The organism is Pantoea sp. Ep11b, from assembly GCF_040783975.1.
Classification (GTDB): Bacteria; Pseudomonadota; Gammaproteobacteria; order Enterobacterales; family Enterobacteriaceae; genus Pantoea.
The window spans coordinates 2,323,183-2,335,828 of record NZ_CP160631.1 but is presented as its reverse complement, the minus strand read 5'-3'; the positions used below and the strand labels follow the sequence as shown (position 1 = coordinate 2,335,828).

The following is a 12,646-nucleotide window of genomic DNA, read 5'->3' as shown; positions in this document are numbered from 1 at the left end:
CCGGACAAAAAAAGGGCCGCACCAGGCGGCCACTTTGGGGATTACAGGGTGCCGGTGCCGCCATCGGAGCACCAGACCTGACCGGAGGAGTAACTGCTCTCGGTCGACGCCAGGGTCACATAGAGTGGGGCGATCTCAACCGGCTGACCCGGACGGCCCAGCGGCGCATCGGCACCAAACTGTTTAACTTTCTCCATCGGCTGACCACCGCTGGACTGCAGCGGGGTCCAGTATGGGCCAGGCGCGACCGCATTGACGCGGATACCGTCACCGCCCAGCTGCTTAGCCAGCGATTTGGTAAAGGCCACAATGCACGCTTTTGTCTGTGCATAGTCGAGCAGAATATCGCTGGGTTTAAATGCCTGCACGGACGAAGTATTAATGATGGACGCGCCGCGAGGCAGATATTCCAGTGCCGCTTTAGTGATCCAGAACATAGCATAAACGTTAGTTTTAAACGTCGCGTCGAAATCTTCTGTACTCAACGTCCGGATGGACTCATTAAATTGCTGACGACCGGCGTTATTTACCAGAATATCCAGACCGCCTAATTTATCCGCAACCTCTTTAACCAGCTGCTGACAGAATTCTTCAGAGCGAATGTCGCCGGGAATAGCGAAAACGTTACGGCCTTCCGCTTCGATTAATTTCACCACTTCATCGGCATCCGGCTGTTCTTCCGGCAGATAGTTAATGACCACATCTGCGCCTTCACGGGCATAGGCAATTGCCACGGCGCGGCCGATACCGGAGTCACCACCGGTGATCAATGCCTTGCGGCCAGCCAGACGGCCTGTCCCGCGATAGCTGGTTTCACCGTGGTCCGGAACCGGGATCATTTTGCTGGCCAGGCCTGGCGCCTGCTGCGGCTGATCCTCAAAAGGAGGTTTTGGGAAGTCATTCACATCGAGCGTATTATTCGTTGGTGTTGTCATTGTTTGCTCCTTGAACAGAGTGATCTGAGACAGTAAGCCTGGCACAAATGTGATATTTGTCACATCTGACTGCTGATTCATTGAGCAGATAAAACCAGAGTGAATTAATAATGCAGATAAAGCGTAGACAGGAAATCGCAATTGTGGGTTGCCGTGGTCCACTATTTTTCAATGCAGGCCACGATTATTTAAAGCGAAGCGTAAAACCGGCGGGAAATTATTTCAGCGCGGTAACGTGCCGGTGAAAAATAAAAAGAAGGGCGCCTATGCGCCCCGGACAGAACCGCGCCAGACAACATCGACCGGATATATTCTTCGCTCCTGATGCTGTTCGCTTTTCGGTATCAGTGCGTCCGGCTGTGCTTCCGTTTCCACCAGCCAGCGGATGGCGTCACGGGCAAACTGCTCGACCGGCTGCGCAAAAGTGGTGAGGTTGTAGGAGGCCCAGCCCGACTGGGGAATATTGTCGTGTCCGATGATGCAGAGGTCCTGCGGGATACGCAGCGCGAAGCGGTGCCGCGCCTCATCCATAAACCCGCAGGCGAGCAGGTCGGTGGCGCAGTAAACCGCGTCCGGGCGCACGTTGCGCGTCAGCAGACGCTGCGCCAGAATCTGTCCGCTCTCATAGGAGGTCGAGCCGAACCGCTCCACATGAACGGTTACGTCTGCGCGCTGCGCGGCCGCCAGGAAATCCGCTTCACGTTTCTGCAGGCTCGGGGTGCCCGCCAGCGAATTAACAAAGGCGATGCGGCTGCACCCGGCGCGCACAAAGGCATTGACGGCCATCTCTGCGGCCGGGCGGGAGTCGAGATTGATGTTCAGCGTGCCGGGCAGGGACTCATCGCGGTTGATCAGCACCAGATGCTGGCCGTGCTTATAGCAGAGGCGGGTGATGGCGCTGTCCGGCATCCCGGAGAGAATGACAGAGGCGTCGGCGCGAAAATTAATCGCCTGCTGCAACGCCGCCGAAACCCGCGCATCTGAACGGTCGGTGTTGATCAGCATCGCCACCTTTCCCGCCTCCTGCAGATACTGCGTCATCCAGCGCACCAGGCTGGCACGATAGGGGGTATCTACTTCGGAGGCGATTAAGCAGACAATGCCGCTGCGATGACTGACCAGGCCGCGCGCCAGATGATTAACGTGATAACCCAGCTCTTCTGCCGCCTTCATCACCCGCTGACGGGTGGTTTCCGACACGCTGGCGCCCGGTGTAAAGGTGCGTGACACCGCGGATCGGGAGACACCCGCCCGCTCCGCCACATCCTGGGCGCTGACGACCGTCTTCAGCTGCTGCATCTTCTTCTCCTTATCCCGTGAGGGCCCGCAGTGAGTCTGCCTGAAATTGCAAAGCTGTGCAAAAGATAACGATGCGCTGAATGTTTCAAATTTGTGACAGAACCTGACAATTGCGGGATAACTGAATTGACAGCCAGGCAGGGCGGCCGTACTAATTGCACACATGTGCAAAGGGTGGCGACTCTGCGTCATCCGGCCCCTCAGGAGAACATCATGCGTTATTCCTCTCTGCTTGCTGCTGTTATTGTCAGTTGCCCGGCCGTGCCCTTTGCCGCTGCGGCAGCGGGCAATCTGAATATGATCTGTTCTGCGGATGTGGTGGTATGCGAACAGATGACGACGCTGTTCAGCCAGTCTCATCCCGATATCAGAGTCAGTATGGTGCGACTCTCCGCCGGTGAGGCTTATGCCCGTATCCGCAGCGAAGCGCGGAATCCCCGCACCGATATCTGGTGGGCCGGTACCGGCGACCCGCATATGCAGGCCGCAGAAGAGGGCCTGACGCAGGCTTACCACTCGCCGCTGCTCGACCAGCAGCAGCCCTGGTCGCAGAAGGTGGCAGAGATCTCCGGCTATCGCACCGTCGGCGTCTATGCCGGCGCGCTGGGCTGGGGCTACAACACGAAACTGCTGGCGGAGAAAAAGCAGAAGGTACCGGCCTGCTGGGCGGACCTGCTCGATCCCGCTTTCAAAGGCGAAATTCAGATCGCCAATCCGAACTCCTCCGGCACGGCTTACAACACCCTGGCAACGCTGGTTCAGATTATGGGCGAAGACCAGGCCTTTGACTATCTGAAGAAGCTGAATGCCAACATCTCCCAGTACACCAAGTCCGGCTCGGCACCGGTCAAAGCCGCCGCGCGCGGCGAAACCACCATCGGCATCGTTTTTATGCACGATGCCGTCGCCATGCAGGTGGATGGCTTCCCGATTAAGCCCGTTGCCCCCTGCGAGGGCACCGGCTATGAGATTGGCTCGATGTCGATCATCAAAGGGGCCCGCAACCTGACCAACGCCAGAAGCTGGTATGACTGGGCATTGAGTGCTGAGGCGCAGTCGCACATGAAAGAGGCGAAATCGTTCCAGCTGCCCTCCAACCGCCAGGCGGCGATCTCTGAATACGCGCCGCGCTTCGAGAACATCAAGCTGATCGATTATGACTTCAAAACCTACGGTGACGCGGCAAAACGCAAGGCGCTGCTGGGTCGCTGGGATAAAGAGATCGGTGCCCGCGCGCAGTAACGGTGGTGTGCGCCTGGCTGCCTGAGCCGGGCCTGTACCAGACCGCGGTGGCGCAAGCCTGATGTCCGCTTCCTGAACGAGGTGATTTATGAATGCGCACAATCGTCGCTTAACCGGTGTGCTGCTGGCGGGAGTCGTCGCGCTGACGCTGCTGCCCTGGTACAGTCTGGAGCAGGGCTTTTTCAGCGTTGACGGGATCTTCAGCCTGTGGCGCGATGAGAACAGCCCCCCTGCGCTGGGCCAGCTTGCGTTACGCCCCTGGCTCAGCGTCGTCGTGGCGCTCTGGCTGCTCGCGGCGGCCTGCCGCTTTCTGCCCTTCGGCCGAACCCGCAGTACGCTGCTTCTGTTGTTCAGCCTCACGGGCATCCTGTTTCTGGTGCTGGAAGGGCATGCCATCGGCTTCAGCGGCTGGAACTGGCTCTGGCTGGATCAGCTTGCGGGGCCGCTGGCGCAGGGGCAACCGGCGATGGGGGCAGGCGCACTGCTGCTGCTGACCCTGTTTCTGCTGATCTTCGCCTTTGCACTGGCCGAGCGCGGCGTGCTGAAAGGCGATGCCTTTGTGGTGGCGTCGATTGTACTGCTGGTGGCGCTGGTCACCACCTTTGTGATCTATCCGGTTCTGAGTCTGTTTGTCGCCTCAGTGCAGGATGTTGATGGCAGCTTTAAGCCTGACGGACTGCTGGCCAATCTGCAGGATCCGGCCATCTGGAGCCTTGGCTGCTTCACCGGCGGCAGTTGCGGCACCGCCTGGCGTACGCTGGGACTGGCCCTGATGACGGCCAGCGGATCCACTCTGCTGGGGCTGGCATTTGCGCTGGCGGCTACCCGCACGCCGCTGCCGTGCAAAAAGGCGCTGCGGATGCTGACCATTCTGCCGATTATCACGCCGCCGTTTGTCATCGGGCTGGCGCTGATCCTGCTGTTTGGCCGCTCCGGCGTGGTGACGGAATCGCTGGCGACGCTGTTCGGCATCGAGCCGGGCCGCTGGCTCTATGGCATGACCGGCATCTGGATCGCCCAGGTGCTCTCTTTTACGCCCGTTGCGTTTCTGGTGCTGATTGGTGTGGTGGAGGGGATCTCGCCTTCGCTGGAAGAGGCGTCACAGACTCTGCGCGCCAGCCGCTGGCGTACCTTCTCCCGCATCTCGCTGCCGCTGATGGCACCCGGTCTGGCCAACGCCTTTCTCATCAGTTTTATCGAAAGCATGGCCGATTTTGGTAACCCGATGGTGCTCGGCGGCAGCCACGGCGTACTCTCGACAGAGATCTTCTTTTCGGTGGTCGGCGCTCAGAACGATCCCAGCCGCGCCGCGGTGCTGGCGATGATCCTGCTGACTTTCACGCTGTTCGCCTTCCTGGTACAGCGCGTCTGGCTTTCCGGCAAGAGTTTTGCCACCGTGACCGGGAAAGGTGACGGCGGCCGTCACGCCCGGCTGCCACGTCCGGTGCGCTACGGCGTCTACGGCATGGTGATCCCCTGGGGCCTCTTCACGCTGGTGATCTACGGCATGATTATGGTCGGCGGCTTTGTGCAGTCCTGGGGGCTGAATAATGCGCTGACGCTGGATCACTATATCCGGGCCTTCAGCGTCACTATTGAGCAGGGCACGCTGGTCTGGCACGGCGTCGCCTGGAATTCATTCTGGACCACGCTGGAGATTGCGCTGATCGCCGCGCCGCTGACGGCCATCGTGGGCCTGCTGACCGCCTGGCTGATTGTGCGGCAGAAGTTTGCCGGTCGTCAGACCTTTGAATTTATGCTGATGCTGAGCTTTGCCATTCCCGGCACGGTAATTGGCGTGAGTTATGTGATGGCCTATAACCTGCCGCCGCTGGAGATCACCGGCACGGCGACTATCCTGATCGCCTGCTTTGTCTTCCGCAACATGCCGGTGGGTGTCCGTGGCGGCATCGCAGCCATGAGCCAGCTCGATAAAAGCCTGGATGAAGCCTCCCTGACGCTGGGCGCAGACAGTTTCCGCACGCTGCGCAAAGTGGTGCTGCCGCTGCTGAAACCGGCCATCAGTGCGGCGCTGGTTTATGCCTTTGTGCGGGCCATCACCTCGATCAGCGCGGTGATCTTCCTGGTCAGCGCGCAGTACAACATGGCGACCTCTTATATCGTCGGCCTGGTGGAGAACGGAGAGTATGGCATGGCGATTGCCTACTCCTCTGTCCTGATCGTGGTAATGCTTCTGATCATCGGCCTCTTCCAGCTTCTGGTGGGCGAACGCCGCCTGCGCCGCGCAACCCGACCGGCGGTCATCACTGCCGCACCCTCTGCATCCACCCTGACTCAGGAGAGAGCCGTATGACGACCATTCAAGCTGGTTCGGTGGTTTTTGAGCATGTGACCAAACATTTTGACGGCTTCACGGCGCTGCCGGATCTGTCGCTCAGCGTGGAGCCGGGTACGCTGGTGACGCTGCTCGGCCCCTCCGGCTGCGGCAAAACCACCACGCTACGGCTGCTGGCCGGGCTGGAACATCCCACCTCGGGCCGGATCCTGATAGGCGGCAAAGATGTCACCCATCTGCCCGCCAACCAGCGTGACGTGGCGATGGTCTTCCAGTCCTATGCGCTGTTTCCGCACATGAACGCCCTCGACAATATTCTCTATGGCCTGCTGTCGTCGGGCATGAACAAACGTGAAGCGCAGGAAAGGGCGCACGAAGGGCTGAAGCTGGTGGGACTCGACAGCCAGGGGCAGCGGCTGCCGTCGGAACTCTCCGGTGGACAGCAGCAGCGTATTGCGGTAGCGCGTGCGCTGGTGCTGGAGCCGCAGGTGCTGCTGCTCGATGAGCCGCTGTCGAACCTGGATGAGCGTCTGCGCCGTCGGGTGCGCACCGATATTCGCGATTTGCAGCAGCGGATCGGCTTTACCGCCGTCTATGTCACCCACGATCAGGAGGAGGCGCTGGCCGTCTCCGATAAGATTATTGTCATGAAAGAGGGGGATATTGCTCAGCAGGGCGCGCCGGAGACGCTTTATCACGCACCTGACTCGGTCTTTATCGCTGACTTTATGGGGGAGGCCAACATTCTGCCCTGTGAAGTGGTACAGGCCGATACAGAGGAGGCACTGATTCGCCTCGGCACTCAGCAATTTCGGGTACAGAGCTCCTCTGCCCGGACCGGGCTTGCGCAGCTGGCCGTGCGACCGCAGTTTATCACGCTGTCGGAGGCGGGCCACGGCGCATTGCAGGGGGAGGTGATCCACAGCACCTGGCTGGGCGACCACATCGAATATGAGGTGGCGACCGAGCTGGGCGCACTGTTCATTATCGATCCGCTGATGGCGCAGCGTCTGCCGCTCGCGGCCCGGGTCGGTATCCACTTCAAGCCTCAGGGCCTTGCCCTGATTGCCCGTTAATCTGATGAAATCCGGGAGTTCGTATGCAAACGCACGAAATCATGACGCGACTGGCCCTGGCTGAAGCCGTGGCGCGCGAAGGGGGCGCGACTGCCTTATCCTGGTTTCACCGCCGGGAGACGCTGGTGGTGGAGACCAAATATGATCTGCAGGATGTTGTCTCAATTGCTGACCGTGACGTGGAGCAGCTGATCGCCAGCCGCATCCGTGACGCCTTTCCCGACGATGGCTTTCTGGGTGAAGAGTCGGGCCTGCAGCCGGGACAATCTGACTATACCTGGGTGGTTGACCCGATCGATGGCACCAGCCCGTTTCTCAACGGGATGCCGAGCTGGTGTGTGTCGGTTGCAGTGCTGCGCGGCGATGAACCGGTTATCGGCGTGATCTTCGCGCCCACCTATCAGGAGTGCTATGTGGCGGCGCTGGGGCAGGGAGCAACCCTGAACGGACGCCCGCTGGCCGTCGATCCCTCACGGACGCTGCAGAATCATGTCACCGGGTTTGGTGCCAACAGCCATGTGACGCCGCAGCAGGTGGGCGAAATAGTGGCGGCGCTGCTGACGGCGGGCGGTAACTTTATCCGTATCGGATCGGGTGCGCTGATGCTCGCCTGGGTGGCTGCAGGCCGCGTAGTCGGTTATTACGAACCTTACATGCACGCCTGGGATTGTCTGGCGGGGTACTGCCTGGTAAAAGAGGCGGGCGGCTGGGTTCATCCGTTTAACACTGAGGGTGACCGCCTCACCCGAGGGGCGCAGGTGCTGGCCGTAGCACCGGGTGCCGAGGCCGATCTGCGCCATATTGCGGGCCTCTGACTTACGGTGACGCTGTCACGCTGGCGTTCTGCCCGTCAGCGTGATCCAGCGTTTTTATCAGGTAATGGCGCTGCATCCCCTCATGCGGAAAGTCGGGCAGTGACATCTGTAGCGCATAACCCTGTTTCTGATAGAACGGCAGGGCCTGAAAACTGAAGGTATCGACCAGCGCAAACCGTGACCCCATTCTGACCGCTTCCTGTTCTGCCGCATTTATCAGCGCGCTGCCTGTGCCGTGACGCCGCTGCGTTTCGTCTACCCAGAGATAATCGATACAGAGCCAGTTGCCTTTCCGTGACGCTATGAGGCCTCCGCGCAGCGTTCCCTGCGGATCATGGCAGGCAACCGACAGCGGCCCCCAGTTATCTCGCTGGATAAACGTCTGGTTATACGCGCCCAGACCGATCAGCAGGGCTTCCCGGTCGTCATCGTTCATCTCGTGGGTAAGGGTCAATGTCTGCATCCTGCTCCTCTTTAATCCGTTAGTAAATCCCGGAATATCCGCTGCAAGGGATAAATCGCCCGTTATCCCCGGAAGGGTATAAAGTTGTATTTATCCTCTTATGGGGATAAAGTGTCATTTATACCCTGTCAGGGATAAGACGACTGCGCTATGCTTGTCGTCTGCTTTCCGGAGGAGCGCCCCATGATATACAGCCCGCTTCAGCTGGCAAACCGGCTGAAACTGATCCGCCAGCGCAATGGCTGGACCCAGAGTGAACTGGCAAAAAAGGTCGGCCTGAAACAGGCCACCATTTCCCACTTTGAAAATGCGCCTGACAACACCTCACTGGCCACGCTGTTTAAACTGTTGCAGTCGCTGGAACTGAGTCTGGATGTGCAGGAAAAAGCGGCGGCGGCAACGCCACAGATTGATGATGAGGATGCGTGGTAATGCAGAGGCTGATAGCGTGGATGAACGGCGAGCGGGTGGGTGTACTGACCCGACAGCGCAACGGCGCGCATGAGTTTCAGTATGATACCGGCTGGCTGAGTAATCCGCTCTCCAGGCCGCTGTCACTCTCGCTGCCACTGCAGGTCCGGGCGATCACTTCCCCTGCGGTCATCAATTTTTTCGATAACCTGCTGCCGGACAGTCCGCTGATTCGCGACAGAATCGTAGCGCGTTATCAGATAAAATCGCGTCAGCCGTTCGATCTGCTGCAGGAGATCGGCCGCGACAGCGTTGGCGCAACCATGCTGCTGCCGCCCGATATGCCGCTGCCCGCGCTGCACGCCCGCTACGAAGTGCTGGATGAAACCCGCCTCGAAAGCGTCCTGTCGGCCTATCAGTCAGATATCCCGCTGGGGATGCTGCGGGAAGAGACCGATTTCCGTATCTCGGTGGCGGGTGCGCAGGAAAAGACCGCGCTGCTGCTGACCGATGAGGGCTGGAGCATTCCAGCCGGCGCCACGCCTACCTCCCACATCATCAAGCTGCCGATTGGGGAGATTAAACAGCCTGCCGCCACGCTCGATATGCGCGAAAGCGTGGAGAATGAGTATCTCTGTCTGGCACTGGCCCGCGCACTCGGTATCGATGTGCCGCAGGCCACAATAATCCAGGCCGGCAGGATGCGCGCCCTGGCCGTCGAACGTTTCGATCGCCGCTGGTCACGCGATAAAACCCGTCTGATTCGCCTGCCGCAGGAGGATTTCTGTCAGGCGCTGGGGCTGCCATCCTCGACCAAATATGAGTCGGACGGCGGGCCGGGGATTACGGAGATCATGCAGATACTGATGGGGTCGAGTAACGCTATTGAGGATCGCTACCGGTTTATGCAGTTTCAGGTGTTTCAGTGGCTGACAGGCGCAACCGATGGCCACGCCAAGAACTTCTCCCTGTTTATTGAGCGCGGCGGCAGCTACCGCCTGACCCCCTTCTATGATCTCATCTCCGCCTATCCGGTACTGGGTGGCACGGGTCTGAACAGGCGCGCCCTGAAACTGGCGATGGGGCTGCGCGCCAGCCGGGGCCGGAAAACGGAGATCGACAAAATCTTCCCGCGTCATTTTATCAATACGGCCAGAAGCGTCAGTTTCGATACGGACAGTCTGCAGCAGATTTTTGATTTCTTTGTCCGGGCCTTTCCTCAGGCCGTTGTGGCGGTGCGCGATACACTGCCGTCCGGTTTCCCGCAGCATATCGCCGACGCCATTTTCAGCCACTCCCTGATTATGCTGGAGCGGCTGCGGCATCAGGCGTAGTCTCAGGCATCACCGGCAATATGGGCCCATTCTGAAAGCACTGTCCGGGTGCCCGTGGCTCAGCTGCTGTCGTCTATGCTTAGCAGACAGGGTCAACAAGGGAGTCAGCTATGAAATGTCCGGGATGTGAAGGAGAGGCGTTCGTTTACGCCACGCGTGATGTCAGCCTGAATACGGGCAATCCGGCAGATGTGGTACCGGATGTGAAGGGCGATCACTGCATCCGCTGCGGGGCGGTGATTATGACCGCCGGGACAGCCGGGCAGTATCCCGAAAAGGCTGAAGCACTGGAGAATGGTGGCATTCCCGTCAGATAACAGCGTAAGCCCGCCGATTGCGGGCTTTTTTACGATCCCGTCCGCCAGCTCAGGTTTTGTGTCACTATTTCAGCAAAAAAAAGCCTGCACGAGGCAGGCAAAATCGTATCGCAGGTAAGTCATCTTTTGTGCACACCCACGCAGTTGCGGTGTGCGGGTGGCAGCATACGCGACCAACCTTAAGATTAGCCTGGGAACAGACGCACACACAGAATCTGAAGGGGAAAGAAGGGGGATTGTTTGCCGTTCGCAGGCCGTTCAGGAAGCTGTTCACCGCAGGATAAAAAGGCGTTATCAGGCTGGTAATAATTTGTAAAATTTAACTGAGAGTAAAACGCTGGCGCTTCTGTCAGGATACGCGCCTCAGAAAGCTCCTGGCTGCCCTCATTCGATGAAATGGTTTACCAAAAACGCGGTTTTGTTTGCCTGCAAAACCTCCCTTGCCGCGTTTATCGCACTCTCTGTCGCACTGATCCTGAACTTTGAAAAACCGGCCTGGGCGCTGACGACCGTCTTTGTCACCTCGCAGCTTTATGCCGCCTCGACCATCTCAAAATCGCTGTTTCGGCTGCTGGGCACGCTGCTGGGCGGCACCTTTATTCTGCTGATCTATCCCGAAACGGTGCAGTCACCGGTGCTGTTCAGCCTGTGCGTCTCACTGTGGGTGACGGTTTGCCTCTGGCTCTCGCTGCATGACCGCACACCGAAGAGCTATATCTTTATGCTGGCGGGTTACAGCGCGGCGATTATGGGCTTTCCCGATGTTGATACGCCGTCAGCGATTATTAATACGGTGATTTCACGAATCGAAGAGATCACGCTGGGGATCCTCTGCAGTACGCTGATTCACCGGCTGCTGTTCCCGGTTTCCATGCACCATCTGCTGGGGCAGAGCGTCAATCACTGGTTCCTGAACGCCCGCAGACTGTGTGACGAACTGATTAGCGGGATGGCGAAGAACAAATCGCTGGAGCGGGAAGATATCCTGATTCAGATGGCTGGCTATCCGCTTAACGTCGAAACGCTGCTGACGCACTGCGTCTATGAGGGCGAGGCCGCCCGAAACGTCATTCGTCTGGTCAGCGTGCAGTATCAGCATCTGACCTATCTGCTGCCAACCCTGACCGCCATTGAGTCACGGCTGGGCGTACTGGCTGAACTGAACATCCGCTTTCCGCCGTGCGTCACCGATGCCTTTCAGCAGTTTCTGTTGTGGCTGCATCATGACCGGGTTAACGATATTAACGGACTGCGGGAAGCGATTGCGGCCACACAGGAGACGCTGGAGCAGGCCTGGCGGGCAGGGGAGCTGGCAACCGAAGAGAGTCTGCTGCTGATAGGGCTGCTGGAACGGATGGCAAACTTTGTGCGTATTGCCGATGCCTATGAGAACGTCAGCGCGCGCGCCGGGGATCTCTACAGTCACGGCGACGGATCCGCGATCCGCAATATCCGGGAGCACCGGCATATCGACAAAGGGCTGCTGCGATTGTCGGCGCTGACCGCTTTTCTCGCGACCTTTCTCTCCAGCCTGTTCTGGATTGGCAGTGGCTGGGCGGATGGCGCGAATGCGCCGCTAATGGCGGCGATTATCAGCTCCTTTTTCGCGGGCGTCGATTCTCCGGTAACGCCGATGAAGCTGTTCGTCAAAGGGGTGATGATTGCGCTGGTGGTCAGTCTGTTTTATATCGCGTTTCTGATCCCGCAGGCCAACACGCTGCAGGCGCTGATGATCTGTCTGCTGCCGGGTCTGATGCTGCTGAGTCTGCTTATCGCCAATCCGGCGACCAATCTGATCGGGCTGAGTGTCGCGATTCAGATCCCGGGCTTTATCGGGCTGAGCCATCACTACGTGCCGAACCTGATCGTGACGCTCAACGCGGCCATCTCTTCAATGACAGGGATTCTGTTTGCGGTCGTGCTGACGGCGTTGATCCGCAATAAACGGCCGTCATGGATTGCCCGACGCGCGGTGCAGCGGGGGCTGCGTGATTTGCTGGGCTTTACCAAACTGGTGGAGCGCAATTCCGCGACGCTGCTTTCCCGGCAGCAATTTATTGCGCGGATGCTCGACAGGGTAAACATCATCCTGCCGCGAAAACGGCTCGATCCGGTGCCCGATATCGTGGTGGGAGGGTATCTGATTACCGAAACCTGGCTGGGCGCAAACTGTTATGACTATTATGCGCGTTACCGTGAGGTTCTGGAGAGGCACGGTATTGAAAGCGGACAGATGTTTCATGAGCTGGCGCTCTATCTGAAGCGCAAAATGAAGTCGCTACAGCTCGCGCCGCATCAGGATCTGCTGGAGGAGCTGGACCTGCTGCTGCTTCGGCTGGAGCGCATCGCCCGGCAGGAGAGTGAGGCCGTTGCACCGCTGATCCATCTGTTTAATATCCGGGTGTCACTGTTTCCGCATCAGCGCTGGCCGGAGTAAGGGCTGGTGGGCATATAGCAA

11 protein-coding genes are annotated in these 12,646 nt (G+C 59.0%); 8 read left to right on the top strand and 3 right to left on the bottom strand.

Annotated elements, in window-relative coordinates:
• Positions 1 to 41: 41 nt before the first annotated feature.
• Complete coding sequence (locus AB1748_RS11075) at positions 42 to 935, bottom strand: SDR family oxidoreductase (RefSeq protein ID WP_367395492.1); 894 nt, start codon at positions 933 to 935, stop codon at positions 42 to 44.
• A gap of 264 nt (positions 936 to 1,199) precedes the next feature.
• On the bottom strand, positions 1,200 to 2,234 hold the full coding sequence (locus AB1748_RS11070; protein ID WP_111140511.1) for a LacI family DNA-binding transcriptional regulator: 1,035 nt from the start codon (positions 2,232 to 2,234) through the stop codon (positions 1,200 to 1,202).
• A gap of 213 nt (positions 2,235 to 2,447) precedes the next feature.
• On the opposite strand from AB1748_RS11070, the gene AB1748_RS11065 reads away from it, so the two are divergent.
• The 4 genes from AB1748_RS11065 to AB1748_RS11050 all read left to right on the top strand — a co-directional run bounded on the left by AB1748_RS11065 (position 2,448) and on the right by AB1748_RS11050 (position 7,663).
• Positions 2,448 to 3,476, top strand: a complete 1,029-nt coding sequence (locus AB1748_RS11065) for an ABC transporter substrate-binding protein (protein ID WP_111140510.1) — start codon at positions 2,448 to 2,450, stop codon at positions 3,474 to 3,476.
• Positions 3,477 to 3,564: 88 nt separating this feature from the next.
• Positions 3,565 to 5,790, top strand: coding sequence for an ABC transporter permease (locus AB1748_RS11060; RefSeq protein WP_367395491.1), 2,226 nt, complete (start codon positions 3,565 to 3,567; stop codon positions 5,788 to 5,790).
• On the top strand, positions 5,787 to 6,848 hold the full coding sequence (locus tag AB1748_RS11055) for an ABC transporter ATP-binding protein (RefSeq protein WP_111140508.1): 1,062 nt from the start codon (positions 5,787 to 5,789) through the stop codon (positions 6,846 to 6,848). The genes AB1748_RS11060 and AB1748_RS11055 overlap by 4 nt, the downstream gene beginning before the upstream one ends.
• 23 nt (positions 6,849 to 6,871) lie before the next feature.
• Positions 6,872 to 7,663, top strand: a complete 792-nt coding sequence (locus AB1748_RS11050) for an inositol monophosphatase family protein (RefSeq protein ID WP_111140507.1) — start codon at positions 6,872 to 6,874, stop codon at positions 7,661 to 7,663.
• Between the two features lies 1 nt (position 7,664).
• Here AB1748_RS11050 and AB1748_RS11045 read toward each other — a convergent pair whose 3' ends face one another.
• A complete protein-coding gene (locus AB1748_RS11045) occupies positions 7,665 to 8,126 on the bottom strand; it encodes a GNAT family N-acetyltransferase (protein WP_293770048.1) in 462 nt (153 codons plus the stop codon).
• A 183-nt stretch (positions 8,127 to 8,309) separates the two neighbouring features.
• Here AB1748_RS11045 and hipB point away from each other — a divergent pair, with 183 nt between their 5' ends.
• From hipB to AB1748_RS11025, 4 genes are all read left to right on the top strand, one after another.
• Positions 8,310 to 8,558 (top strand): type II toxin-antitoxin system antitoxin HipB, encoded by a 249-nt coding sequence (gene hipB, locus AB1748_RS11040; protein ID WP_111140505.1) that lies wholly within the window; start codon positions 8,310 to 8,312, stop codon positions 8,556 to 8,558.
• On the top strand, positions 8,558 to 9,871 hold the full coding sequence (locus AB1748_RS11035; RefSeq protein WP_293770045.1) for a type II toxin-antitoxin system HipA family toxin: 1,314 nt from the start codon (positions 8,558 to 8,560) through the stop codon (positions 9,869 to 9,871). Before hipB ends, AB1748_RS11035 begins: the two co-directional genes overlap by 1 nt.
• Positions 9,872 to 9,981: 110 nt before the next feature.
• A complete protein-coding gene (locus AB1748_RS11030) occupies positions 9,982 to 10,188 on the top strand; it encodes a type II toxin-antitoxin system MqsA family antitoxin (RefSeq protein ID WP_111140503.1) in 207 nt (68 codons plus the stop codon).
• A 391-nt stretch (positions 10,189 to 10,579) separates the two neighbouring features.
• Entirely contained in the window at positions 10,580 to 12,625 is a 2,046-nt protein-coding gene (locus AB1748_RS11025) for an FUSC family protein (protein WP_293770042.1), read from the top strand.
• Positions 12,626 to 12,646 lie beyond the last annotated feature (21 nt).